Here is a 22,599-nt window from a genome sequence, read left to right on the forward strand (position 1 = left end):
TGAAAAAGCTGGGAAAAGAGTACAGTAATATGGTCATGGAGGCATGACCATATTACTGGGGATCCCTCAGCCCACGGGGAGAGGGAACATGTTCACGCGATCTGCTTCCCTTCCATCAGTCGCTCCACCAGTGGCGTCATGATCAGCTCCATTGCCAGCCCCATTTTTCCACCGGGAACCACTAACGTATTCATGTGGGAAATAAACGAGCCCTGCAGCATCGCCAGCAGCCAGGGGTAATCAATGCCTTCAAGATTGCGGAAGTGGATCACCACAAAGCTCTCATCCAGCGACGGGATGCTTTTCGCCGCGAACGGATTGGAAGTGTCCACCGTCGGCACGCGCTGGAAGTTAATGTGGGTGCGGGAGAACTGCGGCGTGAGATAGTTGATGTAATCTTCCATGGAGCGCACCACCGAGTCCATTACCGCCTCGCGCGAATGGCCGCGCTCGCTCATGTCGCGCGTCAGCTTCTGGATCCACTCCAGGTTAACGATCGGCACCACCCCGACCAGCAGATCCACATGGCGCGCCACGTCGTGCTGAGGTGTGACAACGCCGCCGTGCAATCCTTCATAAAACAGCACGTCGGTGGGTTCCGGCAGCGGTTGCCAGGGGGTAAAGGTGCCCGGCACCTGGTTCCAGGGTACGGCTTCGTCATAGGTGTGCAGATACTTACGGGACTGCCCGGTACCGCTCTGACCGTATTCGCGGAAGGTTTGCTCCAGCAGGCCGAAATCATTGGCTTCCGGGCCAAAGTAGCTGATGTGTTTACCCAAATCGCGTGCCTTGCGGATCGCCATGTCCATCTCAGGCCGCGTATAGCGGTGAAAGCTGTCGCCTTCGACCTCCGCCGAACGGAGATTCAGCTGGGCGAAAATCTTGCGAAAAGCGAGGCTGGTGGTGGTGGTTCCCGCACCACTCGACCCCGTAACGGCAATAATGGGATGTCTGGCAGACATAGCAACTCCCTGACGGAAAAGGTTGGAAGATCAGCCGTGAAACGCGTTGCGGGGCATGATATTGACTGTCTCATGCAGTTCTGACCACACCAGCACCACGTCGCCGCTTTTCAGCTGGCGTTTTACATCGTTGACCTTTTGCTCAAGCGAACGCTCATGTTCACCATAATCGGTGCCTTCGCGCAAGACAAAGCTTTCAATCAGATTATCGAGCGTTTCGGGAGCCAGATCCTGCCAGGGAATAATCATTATTTACCGTCCAGATATGCCGTTAACCAGTCGGGAATTCGCGTCTCAAGCCACATTTTTGGCCGACGCAGCGTGCCGCCAACAAAGCCGACATGTCCGCCGAATTGGGTGAGCTGATACTCCACGTTGGCCGGCAGATGATCGGGCGCCGGGATCGAGTGATGATCCATAAACGGATCATCTTTGGCGTGGATAATCAGCGTGGGTTTCGTGATTTGATTCAGTAAAGGCATGGCGCTGCACTGACGGTAATAGTCAATCGCATCGGCAAAGCCGTGAATTTTCGAGGTGATCAAATCATCAAACTCGCGCAGGCGCTTCACGCGTTTGAGCTGTTGCAGCGTCACAGGCAGCGTATCCGGATAGGCCTTCAGCTTGCGCGCGGCGTTGGCTTTCAGCAGGTTGAGCAGGTAGCGCTGGTAGACCCGCGAAAACCCCTTTTCCATATGATAGCTGCACTGCTCCAGCATAAATGGCGCAGAGACAATGACCGCCGCATCCAGCGGTACGGCGTCGCTCTCCTTCGCCAGCAGGCAGGCCAGCATATTGCCGCCCAGCGAATACCCCACCGCTGCCGTTGGCGCCTCGCCGAAATTGTCTCTTAGCCAGCGCAGGAACCAGGTGCCGTCCTCGGTTTCACCCGAGTGATAAATACGTTTCTGACGATTAGGCTCGCCGCTGCATCCGCGAAAATGCATCACCACCCCAAGCCAGCCGCGGGCTTTCGCCGCCTCAATGAGACCGTGTGCGTAAGGGCTGTGCAGGCTGCCTTCCAGACCGTGAAACACCACCAGACGGGGTTTATGTCTGGCCCGATCCGGATCTTCGCTCCAGGCGAGATCTAAAAAGTCGCCGTCCGGCAAATCCAGGCGCTGCCAGTGCGGGGTGAACTGCACCTTGCGGCGGATCAGGCGCGGCAGCATGGTTTGCAGGTGGGGGTTAGCCACGCCGCGCATGGGCACGAACTCTGCGCTCTCTTCGGCTGCAATGTCGAAGTCTGATGGAATGATTTGGGTCATAAGGGCGATGCTGATTCTTGTCAGAAATTTACTATACCTTCCGAATTGTACCCCGTTTAGCCCGTTTTTCCGAAGCATGAACTGATCCCGATCACAAATCTTTACCTTGATTATTACTCTCAGGCTAATGATTCCTCTCTACGCTTAATTGATGCCTTTCTCGCCAGAGCGCAGACTTTACTCAACGTTAAGCAAATCAGAATGATGTGCTGAATCAGGAGGTTAATAATGTTATCTGGGCAAACACCCACCCGGCAATGGAACACCCGACGCAGTGAGAAAGCGCGTCGTCTGGCATCCGTACCGGTGCAGGGCAAGGTACTGCCAACCGGCGATCTTGTCGCCATGCTGGAAAAACTGATCGCCCCGGGCGACAAAGTCGTGCTGGAAGGCAACAACCAGAAGCAGGCGGATTTCCTTTCCCGTTCACTGGCGGAAGTAAACCCGCAAATCGTGCACGATCTGCATATGATCATGCCGAGCGTGGGCCGCAGCGAACATCTGGACATCTTTGAGAAAGGCATTGCCCGCAAGCTGGACTTCTCCTTCTCCGGGACGCAAAGCCTGCGTATCTCTCAGCTGCTGGAAGACGGTCAGCTCGAAATCGGTGCGATCCACACCTACATCGAACTCTACTCACGTTTATACGTCGACCTGTCGCCAAACGTGGCGCTGATTGCCGGTTTTAAAGCGGACCGCAAAGGCAACCTCTATACCGGTGCGAGTACCGAAGATACCCCGGCGCTGGTGGAAGCCGCCGCGTTCCACGACGGTATCGTCATCGCACAGGTAAACGAGCTGGTGGACGACGAGTGCGACCTGCCGCGCGTGGATATACCGGGCTCGTGGATTGACTACGTGGTGGTTGCCGACAAGCCGTTCTTTATCGAACCGCTCTTCACCCGCGATCCGCGCCTGATTAAACAGGAACATATCCTGATGGCGATGATGGCGATTAAAGGCATCTACGCTGAACACCAGGTGCAGTCCCTGAACCACGGGATTGGCTTTAACACCGCAGCGATCGAGCTGCTGCTGCCAACCTACGGCGAACAGCTCGGACTCAAAGGCAAAATCTGTAAACACTGGACGCTGAACCCGCATCCAACGCTGATCCCGGCCATCGAAAGCGGCTGGGTGGAGAGCGTCCACTGCTTCGGCGGCGAACTGGGGATGGAAGAGTACATCCGCGCCCGTCCGGACGTGTTCTTTACAGGTGCTGATGGCTCCATGCGTTCTAACCGCGCCTTCTGCCAGCTGGCAGGTCAGTACGCGGTCGATATGTTTATCGGCTCGACGCTACAGGTTGACGGCTACGCCAACTCTTCCACCGTGACCCGCGGTCGTCTTTCCGGCTTCGGCGGTGCGCCAAACATGGGCCACGATCCGCACGGTCGTCGCCATGCCACACCGGCCTGGCTGAACATGATCACCGAGCCTGACCCGATGCAGCGCGGTAAAAAGCTGGTTGTGCAGATGGTGGAAACCTTCCAGGCGGGCGTGAAGCCAACCTTCGTGGAGAAACTGGATGCCGTCGAGGTGGCCAAAGCCTCCGGTATGCCGCTGGCGCCGGTCATGATTTACGGCGATGACGTCACCCACGTGCTGACGGAAGAGGGGATTGCTTACCTCTACCGGGCGAAAGATCTGGAAGAGCGTCGCGCCATGGTCGCCGCCGTGGCGGGTATCACCGATATCGGTCTGGGCGTTGACGCCAAACGCGTGGCGGAACTGCGCCAGAGCGGAAAGGTTGTGTATCCGGAAGATATGGGTATTCGCCGCACCGACGCCACCCGCTCTCTGCTGGCTGCGGGCAGCGTGGCTGACCTCGTTGAGTGGTCCGGTGGCCTGTATAACCCACCTGCGAAATTCCGGAGCTGGTAATGAAACTTCTGCCCCAGCTCCAGGTTGAAGGCGGTGCCGAATGGCTGGCGCGAACCGCCACGCAGTGTCTGATTGACGAAGCACGTTTAAGCCCGAAGCCCGGTCTGGTGGACAGCCGGGGGAACGGCGCGCACCACGATTTATCGCTTGCGCTGATGGAGCGCTCCGCTCACAGCCTGACCCCCACGTTTCAGGCGCTGGCGCAGCAGAGCTGGCAGCGTCCGGCGGATATTGCCCTCAGGCAAACCGTTGGCCGCCTGGGTCGCGAAGGTGAACGGCAGATGATGGCCGCTACCGACGGCGTGAACACGCACCGTGGCGCGATCTGGGCGCTGGGGTTGCTGGTGAGCGCGGTGGCGATGCTCGGCGGCGATGCCCGGGCGCAGGTCGTCGCGAACACCGCCGCTCAGCTGGCGAAGCTGCCGGATGATGCGGCGCCGAAGGTGTTCAGCAAGGGGTTACGCGCCACGCATCGCTACCGCGTGCCGGGCGCACGTGAAGAGGCGCAGCAGGCGTTTCCGCACGTTATGCAGCGCGCGCTGCCGCAGCTTCGCCTCAGCCGTCTCAACGGCAGCAGCGAAACGCAGGCCAGACTCGACGCGCTGATGGCGATCATGACCTCGCTCACCGATACCTGCGTGCTGTCGCGCGCTGGCATGGAGGGGCTGGACGCCATGCAGAACGGCGCCCGTGCGGTGCTGAACGCCGGAGGATGCGCAGCGCTCGCGGGGCAGCAAGCGCTGGCGCGGTTAGACCGTCAGATGCTGTCGCTCAACGCCTCGCCGGGTGGAGCCGCAGACCTGCTTGCCGCCACGCTGTTTCTTGACCGCGTCGAAACGCCCTATTCAAAGCATTAAGAGGATGTTATGGAAAAAATCACATTGACCGTGCCCGCCAGCCGCGAAGTAAGCGGCAGGGCGCTGGCAGGGGTAGTCGGTTCCGGGGATATGGAGGCGCTTTTCACCGCCGAACCGGGCCAGACCTTAACCATTGATATCACCACTTCAGTAGACAACAGCCGTGGACGCTGGGAGGCATTGTTCAACCGCCTGCAAACCGTCAGCAGCCTGCCCGCAGGCAAGCTGACTATCCACGACTTCGGCGCGACGCCGGGCGTGGCGCGCATTCGTATCGAACAGGTCTTTGAAGGGGTGAACCATGCGTGATGACAGCAGCTTTATCGAATTAAAAGCGCGCCAGCGTGCGCAGGCGCTGCTGGATGACGGCAGCTACCGCGAACTGCTGGATCCGTTTGAAGGCATTATCTCTCCGTGGCTTGGGCCGCAGGGGATTGTTCCGCAGGCCGATGACGGCATGGTCGTCGCGAAAGGCACCATCAATGGCCGGCCTGCGGTGGTGGTGGCGATTGAAGGCACCTTCCAGGGCGGCAGCATGGGCGAAGTATCCGGTGCCAAAATGGCGGCGGCGCTGGAGCTGGCGGCGGAAGATAACCGCAACGGCATTCCGACTCAGGCGGTGCTGTGCCTCGAAACCGGCGGCGTACGTTTGCAGGAAGCCAACCTCGGCCTGGCGGCGATTGCCGATATCCACGCCGCGATCGTTGACCTGCGCCGCTATACCCCGGTCGTCGGGATTGTCGCCGGGACCGTGGGCTGCTTCGGCGGGATGTCTATCGCCGCGGCGCTGTGCAGCTACCTGATTGTGACCCGCGAAGCGCGACTCGGCCTCAACGGTCCGCAGGTTATCGAGCAGGAGGCGGGCATTGAAGAGTATGACTCCCGCGACCGTCCGTTTATCTGGAGCATGACCGGCGGCGAAGTGCGCTATGAAAGCGGACTGGTGGACGCGCTGGTGGGCGACGGCGTGAACGCGGTGAAAGCCGCGATGAACGAAGCCATTGCCAAAGGCGTACCGGCGAAACATCGCACCGATAACTACGACGATTACCTGAACCGTCTGACGAATTTCGACACCCGCAAACAGGCCGATGCCGAACAGATTAAAGCGCTTTTTGCCCGGGAGGTGAAATGATGAGTAATTCAAAAAGCCGTGGCGAGCTCTGGCTGGAAAATCTCGCCCCGAACGCCAAACATATCGAGGGGCTATGCCCATCCGTCCGGGCGGCAGACGGCGAGCTGAACGGCGAAACGGTGCGCTTTGTCGCCGTGGTGCCGGATGCCAACAACCACTTCCCGCGCGCGGCGAAAGGGGAAGTCGGTCTGCTGGAAGGCTGGTGGCTTGCGAAAGTGGTCAGTGAAACCGTCGCGGCGGATGCTGACAAACCCGTGAAGCGCCCGATTGTGGCGGTGATCGACGTCCCAAGCCAGGCCTATGGCCGACGCGAAGAGGCGTTTGGTATTCACCAGGCGCTGGCCGGTGCGGCAGCAGCCTATGCAAATGCCCGCCTGGCCGGTCACCCGGTGATTGGCCTGATCGTCGGCAAGGCGATGTCCGGCGCGTTCCTGGCGCACGGCTACCAGGCTAACCGCCTGATCGCCTTTAACGACAAAGGCGTGCTGATCCACGCGATGGGCAAAGAGTCTGCGGCGCGCATCACGCTGCGTACCGTCGACGCGCTGGAAAAACTGGCGGCGACCATTCCGCCAATGGCCTACGACATCAGCAACTACGCCACGCTGGGGCTGCTCTCTAACCTGCTGGATATCAGCAACCCGGATGCCCCCTCCGATAACGATCTGACGCTGGTGAAATCCACCCTGCAACAGGCCATCAGTGACGCTCGTCAGGACACTACGTTGAAAAACCGTCTGGGTGCTGACAATCGCCGCAGCTCGGCGCTCGTACGTGAACGTATGCGAGCCAGCTGGTAAGTAAAAAGAGACCTGCCAGATGCATCACCCCGTGGGCGCGCCCGCTGCGTCCACGCGGGAACCTGCATCCTGAAAATAATAAACATCGCGCCAGTGCTTAAACTTTTTTACTACAGGTGATTTATGACTTACGTAATTGTTCATGCTCTTGCACCGATTTTTGTCATCATGCTGCTGGGATTCTGGGCCGGTAAGGCAAAGATGGTCGATAACAAAAATGTTTCCCTGCTGAATATCTTCGTGATGGATTTTGCACTGCCTGCCGCGCTTTTCAGCGCCACCGTGCAAACGCCGTGGACCGGCATCGTGGCCCAGTCGCCGCTGATCCTGGTGCTCACCCTGGCGATGTGGATCACCTATGCGGTCATCTACTTCCTCGCCACTCAAGTCTTTAAAAAATCCCCGCAGGATGCGGCTGTGCTGACGCTGACCGTCGCCCTGCCAAACTATGCGGCGCTTGGCCTGCCGATTCTGGGCAGCGTGCTGGGTGAAGGATCTTCCACGTCACTGTCCGTCGCGGTCTCTATCGCCTGTGGTTCAGTGCTGATGACCCCTTTCTGCCTGCTGATTCTGGAGCGTGAGAAAGCGCGCGCCGAAGGCAATAACTCGGGTTCAACGCTTTCCATGCTGCCGGTGCTGATGTGGCGTTCTATTAAAAAACCGATCGTGATGGGCCCGCTGCTGGGTGTGATCCTGTCCGCTATCGGCATCAAAATGCCGGAGCTGGTACTGGCGGCGATTAAACCGCTGGGACTGTCCGCGACTGCTGCGGCGCTGTTCCTGACCGGGGTGATCCTCTCCGCGCGTAAACTTCAGATCAACACCATGGTGATCACTTCCACTATCGCCAAGCTGCTGATCCAGCCAGCGATCGCCTGGGGTATCGTTTTAATCTTCGGTCTGCACGGCTCCGTGGCGATCACCGCCATCCTGATGATTGCGCTGTCCGCGGGCTTCTTCGGCGTGGTGTTCGGCAACCGCTTTGGCGTGCAGTCGCCGGATGCTGAAGCCGTGCTGCTGTTAAGCTCCGTACTGTGTATCCTGTCGCTGCCGCTGTTTATCTCGCTGACTTCAGGAATGTAATTATGACCACAACATTACGCCCGCACGACCTCATCTGGCTTACCGCGCGCGACGCGCTGGAAGGCATCACCGAATCCTGGGTGGAGGCGGCCTGGCATACCGGCCTGCCGGTGGTGGTGCGGCGTGATGTTGATAGCGAAGGCCGCATTCCCGTTGGCGTGCGCGGATTGCGCCGCGACCAGCGGGCGGCCGGGTGGGTGAAGCCCGAAAACGTGCTGCGCGTGGTGTCGCCCGAGGATCTGAGCGTTGCCGCCGACCTGCTGCGTTCGCCCTTTATAACCCAGCCGCCGGTTCAGGTGGCGCTGCAGCTGGCTCAGCAGGCGTGGCCGTGGACGTGGGGCATTACCGGCAGCACCGGCTACGCGCTGGCAACCGGTATCCCGGTGATCCATGCCGACAGCGATCTTGATCTGCTGATCCGCGCCCCGCACGCCGTTTCCCCTGATGCGTTTGCTGGCTGGCAGTCACAGCTTAGCCGGGCGCTGTGTCGGGCGGATACGCAGGTGGATACCCCCGAGGGTGGCTTTGCGCTGGCAGAGTGGCTGCGCGACGGCAAAGCGCTGCTGAAAACCTGCCGTGGACCGCGCCTGGTGGCGGATCCGTGGCGCAGGGAGGAGTGATGAAAATAGTGTTTACCTTTCCGGGACAGGGCACGCAGCACGAAGGCATGCTGCAAAACCTGCCGGGAACGGAACTGGCTCAGGCGCGAGAGGTGCTTGGCGCCGAAGTGGATACGCTGGACAGTGCAGACTCGTTAACCCATACCCGTGCGGTTCAGCTTTCGCTGCTGATTGCCGGCGTGGCCTGGGCGCGCGAGCTTGAGCGTCGCGGCGTGTCGCCGGATATCGTCAGCGGGCTGTCCATCGGTGCTTATCCTGCGGCGGTTATTGCGGGTGCGCTGGACTTCGCGGACGCGTTGAGGCTGGTAGCGCTGCGCGGCGACCTGATGGAGCAGGCATACCCGCACGGCTACGGCCTGACGGCAATCATGGGCTTGACCCTGCCGCAGGTGGAGACGCTGATTGAAGGCACCGGAACCTATATTGCTAACCTGAACGCTGAAACTCAGATCGTGATTGCCGGAACCGATGACGGGATGGCGCAGGTGGCGGCACGCGCGCTGGCGAAAGGGGCGAGCAAGGCCAAACGGCTAGCGGTGAGCGTGCCGTCGCACTGCGCGCTGCTGGCGGAACCTGCGCAGAAGCTGATAGCGGCGTTTGAGGCCGTCACGCTGGCTCGTCCACGCTGCGCCTACCTGAGCGGCAGCACAGGCCGCGTGCTCTGGCAGCCGGAAAGGATCGCTGATGATTTAGCGATGAATATGGCGCGAACCGTGCGCTGGCAGGAGGCGGTGATTTCCGCTAACGAGCGCGAAGCGAGACTGGCAATTGAGATGCCGCCCGGCGGCGTACTGACCTGCCTGACTCGGCAGGCAGCGTGGGAAGGAGAGACCATTTCGCTGGAGCGCAGCGGGGTGGACGTGGCAGTGCATCTGGCGGGTCGGCTTCAGCGATGAATTTTTTGCCCGGTGGCGGCTGCGCCTTACCGGGCCTACGACTGCACGAACGTAGGCCGGGTAAGACGCAACGCGTCGCCACCCGGCAAGGCATCACGCACTATCCTGCAAGCTGCGCGCATACATCCGCCCTTCCGCAGCCAATGCCCGCAGGCTCGGATCCTGCTCGCGGTTGCGGGCAAAGACAATCGCAATCAACTGCTGCATCTGGTACGGCTCCGCCAGCTTCAGGAGTTGCACCGAATTCTCGTAGACCTTTTTCATCCTGCCCGGCATCAGCGTAAATCCAACCCCCGCCTGCACCAGACTCAGCATCGAGAAGATGTCATTCACGCGGGTGACGATTTCCGGCTCGAACCCGGCGATATGAAACGCTTCCTGAAACCCGGCATACGTGGCGAACCCTTCTGCCAGGGCGACAAATTTCTGGTCTTTGTAATCACGCAGATCCGCGGGCCCGCGGGTATTCAGCGTGGCGGAAGCCGGTGCGGCAAGGAAAATATCATCATGGAACAGAGGAAGCACTTCGAGGCTGTTACGGTCGATATCGCTTTCGGAAATAGAGATTAAAATCGCATCCAGCGACCCCTCATCCAGCATATGGAGCAGGGTGTCGTTGGAGCCCATCGTCAGGTCCATCTCCAGATCCGGACGGCGCAGCTTCATGCCCATAATCAGGCGCGGCACGGTTTCCAGCGTCAGAGAGTAGAGCGTGCCGACGCGCAACCGCCCCTGGCCGATACCGGCAATTTTACGGGACTCTTCCACGCCGCGCGCCATCACCTGCATCACCTCCTGACAATACTCCAGCAGCGTCCACGCGGAGGGGAGGGCAATCAGGTTACGCCCTTTGTGAGCAAAGAGCGGGCAGCGGACGTTCTCTTCCAGCGTGTGCAGCGCGCGGTGCACGCTGACGCCGCTCAGGCCCAGCGTTTCGGCGGTACGTGCGATATTGCCCTTCTCCATGAACGTCATGAAGATGCTGAGCTTACGGAATGTAATCTCGCTCGTGGTATCGAAACTCATAGCCCTCCCGGTGGATCAGTCAGCCTGCAGCATCGCTTCCAGTTGTTCCTGCGCGTCCAGCCATGCCATTTCGCACTCTTCGAGGCTGGATTTGGCTTTCGCCTGCGTTTGCAGACAATCCGTTAGCTCCGCTTTACGGCTCTGATCGTACAGGTCGCTGTCGCCCAGCTTCTCTTCGACGGCGGCAAGCGTGGCGTTGAGCTTTTCCATCTCTTTTTCAAGACGGGCAATCTCTTTACGCAGCGGCTGGGTCTGGGTGCGCAGTTCCGCTTCGCGGCGCTTCTGGTCTTTACGCGACTGTGCGCTGTTGACGTTGTCTTTCGCTGACTCTTCCGGCTGGTTTTCCTGCTTTTGTACGTCCGTCAGCCACTGCTGGTAGTCTTCAAGATCGCCGTCGAACGGTTCGACTTTGCCGCCGTGTACCAGGTAGAGATCGTCGGTGGTGGAGCGGATCAGGTGGCGATCGTGCGACACGACAACCAGTGCGCCTTCGAACTCAATCAGCGCTTCGGTCAGCGCCTGACGCATGTCGAGATCCAGGTGGTTGGTCGGTTCATCAAGCAGCAGCAGGTTGGGTCTCTGCCAGACGATCAGCGCCAGCACCAGACGGGCTTTTTCGCCGCCCGAGAAACGCTCGGTGTTTTCGGTCACCTTATCGCCCTGGAAGCCGAAGCCGCCGAGGTAGTCGCGCAGCTTCTGCTCCATCTCCTGTGGCGCAAGACGCGCCAGATGCTGAATCGGGGATTCATCCGCGCGTAAAAATTCCAGCTGATGCTGGGCGAAATAGCCAAGCTTAATGCCCTTCGCCAGGCCGATTTCACCGCTGGTTGGGTTAAGCTCGCCCGCGAGCAGCTTAATTAACGTTGATTTACCGGCGCCGTTGCGCCCCAGCAGGCCAATGCGCGAACCCGGCACCAGGTTAAGCTTGATAGAGTCGAGGATGATGCGATCCCCATAACCAGCGCTGACCTTTTCCATCTTCAGCAGCGGGTTCGGCAGGCTTTCCGGCGCGCGGAAGCTGAAGTGGAACGGGTTATCCACGTGTGCCGGGGCAATCATCTCCATGCGTTCCAGCATTTTAATGCGGCTCTGGGCCTGCTTGGCTTTTGACGCTTTAGCTTTGAAGCGATCCACGAAGCTCTGCAAGTGCGCCACGCGCTGCTGTTGGCTTTCATACATCGACTGCTGCTGAGCAAGGCGCGTCGCGCGCTGGCGCTCGAAAGAGCTGTAGTTGCCGGTGTACTCGAACATGGTTTGCTGTTCGATATGAATGATTTTATCCACCACCGGATCGAGGAAGTCGCGGTCGTGGGAGATGAGAATCAGAGTGCCCTGATAGCTCTTGAGCCACTTCTCGAGCCAAATAACCGCATCGAGATCGAGGTGGTTGGTCGGTTCATCGAGCAGGAGCAGGTCTGAGCGGCAGATCAGCGCCTGCGCCAGGTTGAGGCGCATGCGCCAGCCGCCGGAGAAGTCGCTGACCGGGCGTTCAAGCTGTTCATTGCTGAAGCCCAGGCCGTGCAGCAGGCTGGAGGCGCGGGAGCGAATGGTCCACGCGTCGATGGCGTCCAGCTTGCCGTGAACGGTAGCGATGGCGTGACCGTCGTTGCGCTCGTTGGCCGCGTTGAGTTCCGCTTCGAGCTTACGGTATTCGCGATCGCCGTCGATAACATAGTCGAGTGCCGGTTCGCTCAGGGCTGGCGTCTCCTGGTTTACCCACGCGAGCTGCCAGTTCCCCGGGAAGGTAAAGTTACCACCATCCGCGCTAATCTCGTTTTTCAGCAGCGCCAGCAGGGTGGATTTACCGCAGCCGTTTTTGCCGACCAGACCCACTTTCTGGCCCGGGTTGATGGTAGCAGTGGCGTTATCCAGCAGGACGCGCACGCCGCGACGAATTTGTAACGAGGAGAAAACAATCATAGAAGCGCCGTATGTTCCGACTATGTTAATTTGTCATTATGATAATGTAAGGTGTGGGCCATTTTCCCCACCGGGCCGCCATGGTAGCCCAAAACGACAACAATACACAAAAACAGAACCGGGAGGGGAGTGATGTCTCAGACAGCGAACGTGCTGCTGCTGTATGCCCATCCGGAATCTCAGGACTCGGTGGCGAACCGGGTGCTGCTTAAGCCGGCCACACAGCTCAGTAACGTCACGGTGCACGATCTCTACGCGCACTATCCTGATTTTTTTATCGATATTCCTTACGAGCAGGAACTGCTGCGTCAGCATGACGTGATTGTATTTCAGCATCCGCTCTATACCTACAGCTGTCCGGCACTGCTGAAAGAGTGGCTGGACCGCGTGCTGAGCCGGGGCTTCTCCAGCGGGGTGGGGGGCAACCAGCTGGCGGGAAAGTACTGGCGCAGTGTGATCACCACCGGTGAACCCGAAAGCGCTTACCGTCACGACGGGCTGAACCGCTATCCCATGAGCGACATCCTGAGGCCGTTCGAGCTGACGGCGGCCATGTGCCGCATGCACTGGATGAGCCCGATTATTGTTTACGGGGCGCGGCGTCAGGACCCGAAAGCGCTCGCAAGCCACGCCAGAGCCTACGGCGAATGGCTGGCATCACCGATTCCGGCAGGAGGTCGTTAATGGAAGGATCGAATTTACTCCTCGCCGGGGTGCTGTTTTTATTTGCCGCCGTCGTCGCGGTGCCGCTTGCCGCCCGTATCGGCATCGGGGCGGTGCTGGGGTATTTGCTCGCGGGGATCGCCATTGGCCCATGGGGACTGGGTTTCATCAGCGACGTGGATGAAATTCTCCACTTCTCGGAGCTCGGCGTGGTGTTCCTGATGTTCATCATCGGCCTCGAACTGAACCCCTCGAAGCTGTGGCAGCTTCGACGCTCTATCTTTGGCGTGGGCGCCGCGCAGGTGCTGTTTAGCGCCGCGATTCTGGCTGGCCTGTTAATGCTGACCAACTTTTCCTGGCAGGCGGCGGTGATTGGCGGGATTGGTCTCGCAATGTCGTCGACGGCGATGGCGCTGCAGCTGATGCGCGACAAGGGGATGAACCGCAATGAGGCCGGACAGCTGGGCTTTTCGGTGCTGCTGTTCCAGGATTTAGCGGTGATCCCGGCGCTGGCACTGGTGCCGCTGCTGGCGGGCTCGGGCGACGATCACTTCGACTGGGCAAAAATTTCCATGAAGGTGCTGGCCTTCGCGGGCATGCTGATTGGCGGACGTTTCCTGCTACGTCCGGTGTTCCGCTTTATTGCCGCCTCGGGCGTGCGCGAGGTGTTTACCGCCGCGACGCTGCTGCTGGTGCTCGGCTCGGCGCTGTTTATGGACGCGCTGGGGCTGTCGATGGCGCTGGGCACCTTTATCGCCGGCGTGCTGCTGGCGGAGAGTGAATATCGGCACGAACTGGAAATTGCCATCGATCCCTTCAAAGGGCTGCTGTTAGGCCTGTTCTTTATTTCGGTGGGAATGGCGCTCAATCTTGGCGTGCTTTATACCCATCTGCTCTGGGTTGCGGTGAGTGTTGCGATCCTGGTGGCGGTGAAAATGCTGGTGCTGTACGTCATGGCGCGTATCTACGGGTTGCGCAGTTCGGAACGCATGCAGTTTGCCAGCGTGTTGAGCCAGGGTGGCGAGTTTGCGTTTGTGCTGTTCTCCACCGCCTCCTCCCAGAAGCTGTTTAAAGATGACCAGATGGCGCTGCTGCTGGTGACGGTAACGCTGTCGATGATGACCACGCCTCTGCTGATGAAGATGGTGGATAAACTCCTGTCGCGCCGTCTGAATCCGGCAGACGATGAAGATGAAGCGCCGTGGGTAGAAGACGATAAGCCGCAGGTGATCGTCGTGGGCTTCGGCCGCTTCGGGCAGGTGATTGGCCGCCTGTTGATGGCGAACAAAATGCGCATTACGGTGCTGGAGCGCGATATCAGCGCGGTCAACCTGATGCGCAAATATGGCTACAAGGTCTATTACGGCGATGCCACTCAGCTTGAGCTTCTGCGCTCGGCCGGGGCGGAAGCCGCGGAGTCTATCGTCATCACCTGCAACGATCCGGAAGATACGATGAAGCTGGTGGAGCTATGTCAGCAGCACTTCCCGCACCTGAATATTCTGGCGCGTGCCCGAGGGCGTGTTGAAGCTCACGAATTGTTGCAGGCAGGTGTGAAACACTTCTCCCGTGAGACGTTCTCCAGTGCGCTGGAACTGGGGCGCAAGGCGTTAATCTCCCTGGGGATGCATCCTCACCAGGCGCAGCGCGCCCAGATGCACTTCCGCCGGCTGGATATGCGCATGCTGCGCGAATTAATGCCTGTGCATACCGATACCGCTCAGATCTCCCGCGTGCGGGAAGCGCGGCGCGAGCTGGAGGAGATCTTTCAGCGAGAGATGCAGCAGGAACGACGCCAGCTCGACGGCTGGGATGAATTTGAATAAAAGGTAACGAAAGATGGCTGTACGTAAACGCTTTATCGCGGGTGCAAAGTGCCCGTCTTGCCAGGCTCAAGATACGCTGGCCATGTGGCGCGAAAATAATATTGATATAGTTGAGTGCGTTAAGTGCGGTCACCAGATGCGTGAGGCTGACAAAGAAGCACGCGATCACGTTCGCAAAGAAGAGCAAGTGATCGGCATTTTTCATCCAGACTAGCGATATGCTCTGAGTTTTTTTAAGCTTAAGGGTACACGGGTGCAGATTTCCGCTACAATCTGCGCCAGCAATTTTCCCACGCTCAGGAGATATCATGAAAGTAGCAAAAGACCTGGTGGTCAGCTTGGCCTATCAGGTACGTACAGAAGACGGTGTGTTGGTTGATGAGTCTCCGGTGAGTGCGCCGCTGGACTACCTGCATGGTCACGGTTCCCTGATTTCCGGCCTGGAAACTGCGCTGGAAGGTCATGAAGTTGGCGATAAATTCGACGTTGCTGTAGGCGCGAACGACGCTTACGGTCAGTATGACGACAACCTGGTTCAGCGCGTTCCTAAAGACGTGTTCATGGGCGTTGACGAGCTGCAGGTTGGCATGCGCTTCCTGGCTGAAACTGACCAGGGTCCGGTTCCTGTTGAAATCACTGAAGTTGAAGACGACCACGTTGTGGTTGACGGCAACCACATGCTGGCTGGCCAGAACCTGAAGTTCAACGTAGAAGTTGTTGCGATCCGTGAAGCGACCGAAGAAGAGCTGGCTCATGGCCACGTTCACGGTGCGCATGGTCACGACCATGATCACGATCACGGCCACGACGGCTGCTGCGGTGGTCACGGCCACGACCATGGTCATGACCACGGCCACGGTAAAGGTGGTTGCGGCAACGGCGGCTGCGGTTGCCACTAATTCCGTCATGCGGAAAATAAAAAAGCGGGATAATCCCGCTTTTTTTACGCCTCAATAATGAGGTGGTGGCGTCTCTTCCGACTGAGAGGCAATATTTGACGGCTGCGTCGCCTTCAGCTTTTCCGTAAGCAGGCGCATATGATCCCGCAGTTTCGCCATTTCGAGTTCGTGCGCGGTCACGGTCTGGTTAAGCTCTTCGATGGTGATGTCCTGAAAAGCCAGGCGGCTTTCCAGCTCAGCCATTCTCGCTTCTATCATTGTGTCCTTCATCATTCACCTCGTTTATATCTGATACGCCATATTGGCCCAGCGGCGGCGCAGTTTAACTGAGTTTATCCTTAAGTGCAGTCTCTATCCCGTTGGCAAGAAACTTATTTAAACAAAAATAGTCTGAAAAGTGGCGAGAATTGGAAGTGTCTGTCTGTAGATTTCTTCCGCAACGTTTTATAGTACGTCACTCATTTACGTTTAACGCTGGGGTGAGAGTCCCCAGGCCCTGGAGATATGGATGAAATCACTGTTTAAAGTAACGCTGCTGGCGACGACGATGGCTGTTGCACTGAACGCGCCGCTGTCATTCGCTGCTGATACTGCTGCGAAGCCTGCTGCCACTGCAGACAGCAAAGCGGCGTTCAAAAATGACGACCAGAAATCCGCCTACGCACTGGGCGCATCTCTGGGCCGCTACATGGAAAACTCTCTGAAAGAACAAGAGAAACTGGGCATCAAACTGGACAAAGCCCAGCTGATCGCGGGTGTTCAGGACGCCTTTGCTGATAAGAGCAAACTGTCTGACCAGGAAATCGAACAGACTCTGCAGGCGTTCGAAGCGCGCGTGAAGGGTGCCGCTCAGACCAAGATGGAAGCGGACGCTAAAGACAACGAAGCGAAAGGCAAAGCCTACCGCGACACCTTTGCTAAAGAGAAGGGTGTGAAAACCTCTTCTACTGGTCTGGTGTACAAAGTTGAGAAAGAAGGTACCGGTGATGCGCCTAAAGACAGCGACACCGTTGTGGTGAACTACAAAGGTACGCTGATCGACGGTAAAGAGTTCGACAACTCTTACACCCGTGGTGAACCTCTTTCCTTCCGTCTTGACGGTGTGATCCCAGGCTGGACTGAAGGCCTGAAAAACATCAAAAAAGGCGGCAAAATCAAGCTGGTTATCCCACCGGATCTGGCCTATGGCAAAACTGGCGTCCCGGGTATCCCGGCTAACTCCACGCTGGTCTTCGACGTAGAGCTGCTGGACATCAAACCAGCGCCGAAAGCGGATGCGAAACCGGAAGCGCAGGCAGATCAGAAAGCTGCGACTGACGCTAAGAAGTAATGTGATGCAAACCGCCGCCTTTTAAGGCGGCGGTTTTTTATTGTGGGGCAGATATAATTAACACTGGAAAGCGTTAGGCACGCTGTATTAATTTAGTTGTCCGTGTAGATAATGAGCCTGCCCTGAAAACCTAACGACAGGCTCCTGAAAAGGAGTGTTTTTTTCATGTCCAGGTCGCTTTTAACCAACGAAACCAGTGAACTTGATTTGCTGGATCAACGTCCTTTTGACCAGACCGACTTCGATATTCTGAAATCCTATGAAGCGGTAGTGGACGGGTTAGCGATGCTCATTGGTTCCCACTGCGAAATCGTATTGCACTCCCTGCAAGATCTGAAGTGTTCCGCCATCCGCATTGCTAATGGTGAGCATACCGGCCGTAAAATTGGTTCGCCAATTACCGACCTTGCATTGCGTATGTTGCATGACATGACCGGCGCGGACAGCAGCGTCTCAAAATGTTATTTCACCCGCGCCAAAAGCGGCGTGCTGATGAAATCAGAAACCATCGCGATTCGAAATCGCGAGCATCGTGTGATTGGGCTGCTGTGCATCAACATGAACCTTGATGTGCCATTCTCGCAGATCATGAGCACCTTTATTCCGCCAGAAACGCCAGACGTTGGCTCTTCTGTTAACTTTGCCTCCTCCGTTGAAGATCTCGTCACGCAGACGCTTGAGTTCACCATTGAAGAGGTCAATGCTGACCGCAACGTATCGAACAACGCCAAGAATCGCCAGATCGTACTCAATCTCTACGAGAAAGGGATTTTCGACATTAAAGATGCCATCAACCAGGTGGCCGATCGTCTGAACATCTCCAAGCATACGGTTTACCTCTACATCCGTCAGTTCAAAAGCGGCGATTTCGTGGGGCAGGATAAGTAATGCGTTTTGCATTAATGGTGACGGGCCCGGCGTATGGGACTCAACAGGCCAGCAGCGCGCTGCAGTTTGCGCATGCGCTGCTGGCGGCCGGACACGAACTGGCGAGCGTCTTCTTCTATCGGGAAGGGGTGTATAACGCGAACCAGTTTACGTCGCCGGCGAGCGACGAGTTTGATCTGGTCCGCGCCTGGCAGGCGTTAAATGAAAAGCAGGGCGTTGAGCTGCATATCTGCGTGGCGGCGGCGCTGCGTCGCGGCGTGACGGATGCAGACGAAGCCGAGCGCCTGGGATTATCAGGCGCTAACCTGCAGCCTGGTTTTTCGTTGAGTGGTCTGGGCGCATTGGCTCAGGCGGCGTTAACCTGCGACAGAGTGGTGCAATTCTGATGAAGCGTGTGGCATTTGTTTTTACTTCTGCGCCGCACGGCAGCAGCTCTGGCCGCGAAGGCCTGGATGCGCTGCTTGCGACATCGGCGTTAACAGAAGATATCGGTGTCTTCTTTCTGGGGGACGGCGTGCTTCAGCTTCTGGCGGGCCAACAGCCGCAGGCCATTCTGGCGCGCGACTACATCGCCACCTTCAAAGTGCTGCCGCTTTACGATATCGAAACCTGCTATGTCTGTGCCGACTCTTTAACGGCGCGCGGTTTAAGCGATAAGACGCCTTTTGTGCTGGATGTGACGACCTTACCTGCCGCAGCACTGCGTGAACAACTATCCCACTACGACACCATTCTGACTTTCTGAGGCTTCCATGCTCCATATTCTCAGCCATTCACCATGGCAATGTGATATCGACACGCTGTTGAGCATGCTGCGCGAAGGTGACGATCTGCTGCTGATTCAGGATGGCGTGCTCGCTGCACTTGAAGGTGGACGTTTCGTTGAAATTCTCACGAATGCCCCCATAACGGTCTCTGCGCTGAAGGACGATCTGGATGCGCGGGGTCTTTCTGGTCAAATTTCAGCCAAAATTGACGTGGTTGGCTATACTGATTTCGTCAATCTTACTGTGACGCACGCCAGTCAAATGAACTGGTGATTTGAGATCGCTGTATATTTCTTGACACCTTTTCGACGTAGCCCTAAAATTTCGCGTCCTCATATTGTATGAGGTCGTTTTATTACGTGTTTACGAAGCAAAAGCTAAAACCAGGAGCTATTTAATGGCAACAGTTAACCAGCTGGTACGCAAACCACGTGCACGCAAAGTTGCAAAAAGCAACGTGCCTGCGCTGGAAGCCTGCCCGCAGAAACGTGGCGTATGTACTCGTGTATATACCACCACTCCTAAAAAACCAAACTCCGCACTGCGTAAAGTATGCCGTGTGCGTTTGACTAACGGTTTCGAAGTGACTTCCTACATCGGTGGTGAAGGTCACAACCTGCAGGAGCACTCCGTGATCCTGATCCGTGGCGGTCGTGTTAAAGACCTTCCGGGTGTTCGTTACCACACCGTTCGTGGTGCGCTGGACTGCTCAGGTGTTAAAGACCGTAAGCAGGCTCGCTCCAAGTACGGCGTGAAGCGTCCTAAGGCTTAATGGTTCTCCGTTAAGTAAGGCCAAACTGATTTATCTTAATGTCAAACTAAACTCGTAGAGTTTTGGACAATCCTGAATTAACAACGGAGTATTCCCATGCCACGTCGTCGCGTCATTGGTCAGCGTAAAATTCTTCCAGATCCGAAGTTCGGATCAGAACTGCTGGCAAAATTTGTAAATATCCTGATGGTAGATGGTAAAAAATCTACTGCAGAAGCAATCGTATACAGCGCGCTGGAGACCCTGGCTCAGCGTTCTGGTAAAAATGAACTGGAAGCTTTCGAAGTCGCTCTCGACAACGTTCGCCCAACTGTAGAAGTTAAGTCCCGCCGTGTTGGTGGTTCTACTTATCAGGTTCCAGTTGAAGTTCGTCCGGTTCGTCGTAATGCCCTGGCAATGCGTTGGATCGTTGAAGCTGCTCGTAAACGCGGTGATAAATCCATGGCTCTGCGTCTGGCGAACGAACTTTCTGATGCTGCAGAAAACAAAGGTACTGCAGTTAAGAAACGTGAAGACGTTCACCGTATGGCAGAAGCCAACAAGGCGTTCGCACACTACCGTTGGTAATCCCTTCGGAGTATTAGTCACCAGGCGGGCGCTTCAGAGAAGCTGCCCGCTCTGGGTAACTTAACTGAACGCCTAAAGAAACAAACGAGGAATCAAATGGCTCGTACAACACCCATCGCACGCTACCGTAACATCGGTATCAGTGCGCACATCGACGCCGGTAAGACCACTACTACCGAACGTATTCTGTTCTACACCGGTGTAAACCATAAAATCGGTGAAGTTCATGACGGCGCAGCCACCATGGACTGGATGGAACAGGAGCAGGAGCGTGGTATTACCATCACCTCCGCAGCGACTACTGCATTCTGGTCAGGTATGGCTAAGCAGTACGAACCGCATCGCGTAAACATCATCGACACCCCGGGCCACGTTGACTTCACCATCGAAGTAGAACGTTCCATGCGTGTTCTTGACGGCGCGGTAATGGTTTATTGCGCAGTTGGTGGTGTTCAGCCACAGTCTGAAACCGTATGGCGTCAGGCGAACAAATATAAAGTTCCACGCATCGCGTTCGTTAACAAAATGGACCGTATGGGTGCTAACTTCCTGAAAGTTGTTGGCCAGATCAAAACCCGTCTGGGCGCGAACCCTGTTCCGCTGCAGCTGGCAATTGGTGCTGAAGAAGGCTTCACCGGCGTTATCGACCTGGTGAAAATGAAAGCCATCAACTGGAACGATGCAGACCAGGGCGTTACCTTCGAATACGAAGATATCCCGGCTGAGATGCAGGACCTGGCTGACGAATGGCACCAGAACCTGATCGAATCCGCTGCTGAAGCTTCTGAAGAGCTGATGGAGAAATACCTGGGTGGTGAAGAACTGTCTGAAGAAGAGATCAAAAAAGCTCTGCGTCAGCGCGTTCTGAACAACGAAATCATCCTGGTAACCTGTGGTTCTGCGTTCAAGAACAAAGGTGTTCAGGCGATGCTGGATGCGGTAGTTGACTACCTGCCATCCCCGGTTGACGTTCCTGCGATCAACGGCATCCTGGACGACGGTAAAGATACTCCGGCTGAGCGTCACGCAAGTGATGACGAGCCGTTCTCTGCACTGGCGTTCAAAATTGCTACCGACCCATTCGTGGGTAACCTGACCTTCTTCCGCGTTTACTCTGGTGTGGTTAACTCTGGTGACACCATCCTGAACTCCGTGAAAGCGGCGCGTGAACGTTTTGGCCGTATCGTACAGATGCACGCTAACAAACGTGAAGAGATCAAAGAAGTTCGTGCGGGCGACATCGCTGCAGCTATCGGTCTGAAAGACGTGACCACTGGTGACACCCTGTGTGACCCGGATCACCCGATCATTCTGGAGCGTATGGAATTCCCTGAGCCGGTAATCTCCATCGCGGTTGAACCAAAAACCAAAGCTGACCAGGAAAAAATGGGTCTGGCTCTGGGCCGTCTGGCGAAAGAAGACCCATCATTCCGCGTATGGACTGATGAAGAATCTAACCAGACCATCATCGCTGGTATGGGTGAACTGCACCTGGACATCATCGTTGACCGTATGAAGCGTGAATTCAACGTTGAAGCGAACGTGGGTAAACCTCAGGTTGCTTACCGCGAAGCGATTCGCGCGAAAGTTACCGATGTTGAAGGTAAACACGCTAAGCAGTCTGGTGGTCGCGGTCAGTACGGTCACGTTGTGATCGACATGTACCCACTGGAGCCGGGCTCTAACCCGAAAGGTTACGAGTTCATCAACGACATCAAAGGTGGTGTAATTCCTGGCGAATACATCCCAGCCGTTGATAAAGGCATCCAGGAGCAGCTGAAAGCGGGCCCTCTGGCTGGCTATCCGGTTGTTGACATGGGTATCCGTCTGCACTTCGGTTCTTACCACGACGTTGACTCCTCTGAACTGGCGTTTAAACTGGCTGCGTCTATTGCCTTTAAAGAAGGCTTTAAGAAAGCAAAACCAGTTCTGCTTGAGCCAATCATGAAGGTTGAAGTAGAAACTCCTGAAGAGAACACCGGTGACGTTATCGGTGACTTGAGCCGTCGTCGCGGTATGCTGCGTGGTCAGGAATCCGAAGTAACTGGCGTTAAGATCCACGCTGAAGTTCCGCTGTCTGAAATGTTCGGATATGCAACTCAGCTGCGTTCTCTGACCAAAGGTCGTGCATCATACACCATGGAATTCCTGAAGTATGATGATGCGCCTAACAACGTTGCTCAGGCCGTTATTGAAGCCCGTGGTAAGTAATCCACAGGATTAAAACCTAAGTCCCGTGCTCTCTCCAGAGGGGAGAGCACTATAGTAAGGAATATAGCCGTGTCTAAAGAAAAATTTGAACGTACAAAACCGCACGTCAACGTTGGTACTATCGGCCACGTTGACCATGGTAAAACTACCCTGACCGCTGCAATCACTACCGTTCTGGCTAAAACCTACGGTGGTTCTGCTCGTGCATTCGACCAGATCGATAAC

Annotated in this window: 27 protein-coding genes; 21 read left to right on the plus strand and 6 right to left on the minus strand. The window is 56.8% G+C overall.

Features of this window, described 5'->3' with window-relative positions; genetic code table 11:
• Positions 1-92 precede the first annotated feature (92 nt).
• From IM299_RS22315 to IM299_RS22325, 3 genes are read right to left on the minus strand one after another with little or no spacing between them, the layout of a single operon-like run.
• A complete protein-coding gene (locus tag IM299_RS22315) occupies positions 93-962 on the minus strand; it encodes a phosphoribulokinase (RefSeq protein WP_028014646.1) in 870 nt (289 codons plus the stop codon).
• A 30-nt stretch (positions 963-992) separates the two neighbouring features.
• Positions 993-1,211 carry a YheU family protein gene (locus tag IM299_RS22320; protein WP_013099053.1) on the minus strand — a complete coding sequence of 73 codons (219 nt, stop codon included), beginning with the start codon at positions 1,209-1,211 and terminating at the stop codon, positions 993-995.
• A complete protein-coding gene (locus tag IM299_RS22325; RefSeq protein ID WP_017693875.1) occupies positions 1,211-2,230 on the minus strand; it encodes a hydrolase in 1,020 nt (339 codons plus the stop codon). Before IM299_RS22325 ends, IM299_RS22320 begins: the two co-directional genes overlap by 1 nt.
• A gap of 228 nt (positions 2,231-2,458) precedes the next feature.
• On the opposite strand from IM299_RS22325, the gene mdcA reads away from it, so the two are divergent.
• The 8 genes from mdcA to mdcH all read left to right on the plus strand — a co-directional run bounded on the left by mdcA (position 2,459) and on the right by mdcH (position 9,505).
• Positions 2,459-4,114 carry a malonate decarboxylase subunit alpha gene (mdcA, locus tag IM299_RS22330; protein WP_040118174.1) on the plus strand — a complete coding sequence of 552 codons (1,656 nt, stop codon included), beginning with the start codon at positions 2,459-2,461 and terminating at the stop codon, positions 4,112-4,114.
• Entirely contained in the window at positions 4,114-4,971 is an 858-nt protein-coding gene (locus tag IM299_RS22335) for a triphosphoribosyl-dephospho-CoA synthase (protein WP_047362531.1), read from the plus strand. The genes mdcA and IM299_RS22335 overlap by 1 nt, the downstream gene beginning before the upstream one ends.
• Positions 4,972-4,980: 9 nt before the next feature.
• Entirely contained in the window at positions 4,981-5,280 is a 300-nt protein-coding gene (gene mdcC / locus IM299_RS22340) for a malonate decarboxylase acyl carrier protein (protein WP_015571419.1), read from the plus strand.
• The gene (locus tag IM299_RS22345) at positions 5,273-6,106 is read left to right on the plus strand and encodes a biotin-independent malonate decarboxylase subunit beta (RefSeq protein ID WP_041911935.1); all 834 of its coding nucleotides are present in this window, start codon (positions 5,273-5,275) and stop codon (positions 6,104-6,106) included. The genes mdcC and IM299_RS22345 overlap by 8 nt, the downstream gene beginning before the upstream one ends.
• Positions 6,106-6,906, plus strand: coding sequence for a biotin-independent malonate decarboxylase subunit gamma (gene mdcE / locus IM299_RS22350; protein ID WP_153656856.1), 801 nt, complete (start codon positions 6,106-6,108; stop codon positions 6,904-6,906). Before IM299_RS22345 ends, mdcE begins: the two co-directional genes overlap by 1 nt.
• Positions 6,907-7,029: 123 nt before the next feature.
• Entirely contained in the window at positions 7,030-7,989 is a 960-nt protein-coding gene (locus IM299_RS22355) for an AEC family transporter (RefSeq protein ID WP_041911936.1), read from the plus strand.
• A gap of 2 nt (positions 7,990-7,991) precedes the next feature.
• A complete protein-coding gene (locus IM299_RS22360; protein WP_193358115.1) occupies positions 7,992-8,609 on the plus strand; it encodes a malonate decarboxylase holo-ACP synthase in 618 nt (205 codons plus the stop codon).
• On the plus strand, positions 8,609-9,505 hold the full coding sequence (mdcH, locus tag IM299_RS22365; protein ID WP_193358116.1) for a malonate decarboxylase subunit epsilon: 897 nt from the start codon (positions 8,609-8,611) through the stop codon (positions 9,503-9,505). The genes IM299_RS22360 and mdcH overlap by 1 nt, the downstream gene beginning before the upstream one ends.
• A gap of 93 nt (positions 9,506-9,598) precedes the next feature.
• On the opposite strand, the gene IM299_RS22370 is transcribed toward mdcH, so the two are convergent.
• Together IM299_RS22370 and IM299_RS22375 are read right to left on the minus strand one after the other, a co-directional pair.
• Positions 9,599-10,531, minus strand: a complete 933-nt coding sequence (locus IM299_RS22370; protein WP_041911939.1) for a LysR family transcriptional regulator — start codon at positions 10,529-10,531, stop codon at positions 9,599-9,601.
• A gap of 15 nt (positions 10,532-10,546) precedes the next feature.
• Positions 10,547-12,451, minus strand: coding sequence for an ABC transporter ATP-binding protein (locus IM299_RS22375; protein WP_028014644.1), 1,905 nt, complete (start codon positions 12,449-12,451; stop codon positions 10,547-10,549).
• Between the two features lie 132 nt (positions 12,452-12,583).
• On the opposite strand from IM299_RS22375, the gene kefG reads away from it, so the two are divergent.
• The 4 genes from kefG to slyD all read left to right on the plus strand — a co-directional run bounded on the left by kefG (position 12,584) and on the right by slyD (position 15,839).
• Positions 12,584-13,135, plus strand: a complete 552-nt coding sequence (kefG, locus tag IM299_RS22380) for a glutathione-regulated potassium-efflux system ancillary protein KefG (protein ID WP_193358117.1) — start codon at positions 12,584-12,586, stop codon at positions 13,133-13,135.
• A complete protein-coding gene (kefB, locus tag IM299_RS22385) occupies positions 13,135-14,940 on the plus strand; it encodes a glutathione-regulated potassium-efflux system protein KefB (RefSeq protein ID WP_047362518.1) in 1,806 nt (601 codons plus the stop codon). The genes kefG and kefB overlap by 1 nt, the downstream gene beginning before the upstream one ends.
• A 13-nt stretch (positions 14,941-14,953) precedes the next feature.
• On the plus strand, positions 14,954-15,154 hold the full coding sequence (locus IM299_RS22390; protein ID WP_003861689.1) for a YheV family putative zinc ribbon protein: 201 nt from the start codon (positions 14,954-14,956) through the stop codon (positions 15,152-15,154).
• 94 nt (positions 15,155-15,248) lie between these two features.
• Positions 15,249-15,839, plus strand: a complete 591-nt coding sequence (slyD, locus tag IM299_RS22395) for a peptidylprolyl isomerase (protein ID WP_003861691.1) — start codon at positions 15,249-15,251, stop codon at positions 15,837-15,839.
• Between the two features lie 51 nt (positions 15,840-15,890).
• Here the strand turns inward: slyD and IM299_RS22400 are convergent, their stop codons facing one another.
• Positions 15,891-16,109: a protein SlyX gene (locus IM299_RS22400; protein WP_028014642.1), complete on the minus strand. Its 219-nt coding sequence runs from the start codon at positions 16,107-16,109 to the stop codon at positions 15,891-15,893.
• 238 nt (positions 16,110-16,347) lie between these two features.
• On the opposite strand from IM299_RS22400, the gene fkpA reads away from it, so the two are divergent.
• The 9 genes from fkpA to IM299_RS22445 all read left to right on the plus strand — a co-directional run.
• Positions 16,348-17,169: an FKBP-type peptidyl-prolyl cis-trans isomerase gene (gene fkpA / locus IM299_RS22405; RefSeq protein ID WP_023331457.1), complete on the plus strand. Its 822-nt coding sequence runs from the start codon at positions 16,348-16,350 to the stop codon at positions 17,167-17,169.
• Between the two features lie 165 nt (positions 17,170-17,334).
• Positions 17,335-18,057, plus strand: coding sequence for a transcriptional regulator (locus IM299_RS22410; RefSeq protein WP_014885489.1), 723 nt, complete (start codon positions 17,335-17,337; stop codon positions 18,055-18,057).
• Entirely contained in the window at positions 18,057-18,443 is a 387-nt protein-coding gene (gene tusD, locus IM299_RS22415) for a sulfurtransferase complex subunit TusD (RefSeq protein WP_041911941.1), read from the plus strand. The genes IM299_RS22410 and tusD overlap by 1 nt, the downstream gene beginning before the upstream one ends.
• Positions 18,443-18,802, plus strand: a complete 360-nt coding sequence (gene tusC, locus IM299_RS22420) for a sulfurtransferase complex subunit TusC (RefSeq protein WP_041911942.1) — start codon at positions 18,443-18,445, stop codon at positions 18,800-18,802. Before tusD ends, tusC begins: the two co-directional genes overlap by 1 nt.
• 7 nt (positions 18,803-18,809) lie before the next feature.
• Complete coding sequence (gene tusB / locus IM299_RS22425; protein ID WP_041911943.1) at positions 18,810-19,097, plus strand: sulfurtransferase complex subunit TusB; 288 nt, start codon at positions 18,810-18,812, stop codon at positions 19,095-19,097.
• Between the two features lie 124 nt (positions 19,098-19,221).
• Entirely contained in the window at positions 19,222-19,596 is a 375-nt protein-coding gene (gene rpsL, locus IM299_RS22430; RefSeq protein WP_000246815.1) for a 30S ribosomal protein S12, read from the plus strand.
• A gap of 96 nt (positions 19,597-19,692) precedes the next feature.
• Positions 19,693-20,163: a 30S ribosomal protein S7 gene (gene rpsG / locus IM299_RS22435; RefSeq protein ID WP_003861706.1), complete on the plus strand. Its 471-nt coding sequence runs from the start codon at positions 19,693-19,695 to the stop codon at positions 20,161-20,163.
• A 96-nt stretch (positions 20,164-20,259) separates the two neighbouring features.
• Positions 20,260-22,374, plus strand: a complete 2,115-nt coding sequence (fusA, locus tag IM299_RS22440; RefSeq protein ID WP_028014637.1) for an elongation factor G — start codon at positions 20,260-20,262, stop codon at positions 22,372-22,374.
• A gap of 69 nt (positions 22,375-22,443) precedes the next feature.
• A partial coding sequence (locus tag IM299_RS22445; protein ID WP_227537769.1) for a GTP-binding protein occupies positions 22,444-22,599 on the plus strand: 156 nt, incomplete at its 3' end.

It is taken from the genome of Enterobacter cloacae complex sp. P47BA, from assembly GCF_014930485.1.
GTDB classification, from domain to species: Bacteria; Pseudomonadota; Gammaproteobacteria; order Enterobacterales; family Enterobacteriaceae; genus Enterobacter; species Enterobacter bugandensis.

What these genes read in the sequence shown, in the direction of transcription:
- rpsL (WP_000246815.1), top strand. Translation starts at nt 19,222, where the DNA reads ATGGCAACAGTTAACCAGCTGGTACGCAAACCACGTGCACGCAAAGTT.
- IM299_RS22325 (WP_017693875.1), bottom strand. Translation starts at nt 2,230, where the DNA reads ATGACCCAAATCATTCCATCAGACTTCGACATTGCAGCCGAAGAGAGC.
- tusB (WP_041911943.1), top strand. Translation starts at nt 18,810, where the DNA reads ATGCTCCATATTCTCAGCCATTCACCATGGCAATGTGATATCGACACG.
- IM299_RS22375 (WP_028014644.1), bottom strand. Translation starts at nt 12,451, where the DNA reads ATGATTGTTTTCTCCTCGTTACAAATTCGTCGCGGCGTGCGCGTCCTG.
- kefB (WP_047362518.1), top strand. Translation starts at nt 13,135, where the DNA reads ATGGAAGGATCGAATTTACTCCTCGCCGGGGTGCTGTTTTTATTTGCC.
- IM299_RS22315 (WP_028014646.1), bottom strand. Translation starts at nt 962, where the DNA reads ATGTCTGCCAGACATCCCATTATTGCCGTTACGGGGTCGAGTGGTGCG.
- IM299_RS22335 (WP_047362531.1), top strand. Translation starts at nt 4,114, where the DNA reads ATGAAACTTCTGCCCCAGCTCCAGGTTGAAGGCGGTGCCGAATGGCTG.
- rpsG (WP_003861706.1), top strand. Translation starts at nt 19,693, where the DNA reads ATGCCACGTCGTCGCGTCATTGGTCAGCGTAAAATTCTTCCAGATCCG.
- fusA (WP_028014637.1), top strand. Translation starts at nt 20,260, where the DNA reads ATGGCTCGTACAACACCCATCGCACGCTACCGTAACATCGGTATCAGT.
- IM299_RS22410 (WP_014885489.1), top strand. Translation starts at nt 17,335, where the DNA reads ATGTCCAGGTCGCTTTTAACCAACGAAACCAGTGAACTTGATTTGCTG.
- tusC (WP_041911942.1), top strand. Translation starts at nt 18,443, where the DNA reads ATGAAGCGTGTGGCATTTGTTTTTACTTCTGCGCCGCACGGCAGCAGC.
- IM299_RS22360 (WP_193358115.1), top strand. Translation starts at nt 7,992, where the DNA reads ATGACCACAACATTACGCCCGCACGACCTCATCTGGCTTACCGCGCGC.
- IM299_RS22400 (WP_028014642.1), bottom strand. Translation starts at nt 16,109, where the DNA reads ATGAAGGACACAATGATAGAAGCGAGAATGGCTGAGCTGGAAAGCCGC.
- IM299_RS22320 (WP_013099053.1), bottom strand. Translation starts at nt 1,211, where the DNA reads ATGATTATTCCCTGGCAGGATCTGGCTCCCGAAACGCTCGATAATCTG.
- IM299_RS22370 (WP_041911939.1), bottom strand. Translation starts at nt 10,531, where the DNA reads ATGAGTTTCGATACCACGAGCGAGATTACATTCCGTAAGCTCAGCATC.
- mdcA (WP_040118174.1), top strand. Translation starts at nt 2,459, where the DNA reads ATGTTATCTGGGCAAACACCCACCCGGCAATGGAACACCCGACGCAGT.
- mdcE (WP_153656856.1), top strand. Translation starts at nt 6,106, where the DNA reads ATGAGTAATTCAAAAAGCCGTGGCGAGCTCTGGCTGGAAAATCTCGCC.
- mdcH (WP_193358116.1), top strand. Translation starts at nt 8,609, where the DNA reads ATGAAAATAGTGTTTACCTTTCCGGGACAGGGCACGCAGCACGAAGGC.
- mdcC (WP_015571419.1), top strand. Translation starts at nt 4,981, where the DNA reads ATGGAAAAAATCACATTGACCGTGCCCGCCAGCCGCGAAGTAAGCGGC.
- slyD (WP_003861691.1), top strand. Translation starts at nt 15,249, where the DNA reads ATGAAAGTAGCAAAAGACCTGGTGGTCAGCTTGGCCTATCAGGTACGT.
- tusD (WP_041911941.1), top strand. Translation starts at nt 18,057, where the DNA reads ATGCGTTTTGCATTAATGGTGACGGGCCCGGCGTATGGGACTCAACAG.
- kefG (WP_193358117.1), top strand. Translation starts at nt 12,584, where the DNA reads ATGTCTCAGACAGCGAACGTGCTGCTGCTGTATGCCCATCCGGAATCT.
- IM299_RS22345 (WP_041911935.1), top strand. Translation starts at nt 5,273, where the DNA reads ATGCGTGATGACAGCAGCTTTATCGAATTAAAAGCGCGCCAGCGTGCG.
- IM299_RS22390 (WP_003861689.1), top strand. Translation starts at nt 14,954, where the DNA reads ATGGCTGTACGTAAACGCTTTATCGCGGGTGCAAAGTGCCCGTCTTGC.
- fkpA (WP_023331457.1), top strand. Translation starts at nt 16,348, where the DNA reads ATGAAATCACTGTTTAAAGTAACGCTGCTGGCGACGACGATGGCTGTT.
- IM299_RS22355 (WP_041911936.1), top strand. Translation starts at nt 7,030, where the DNA reads ATGACTTACGTAATTGTTCATGCTCTTGCACCGATTTTTGTCATCATG.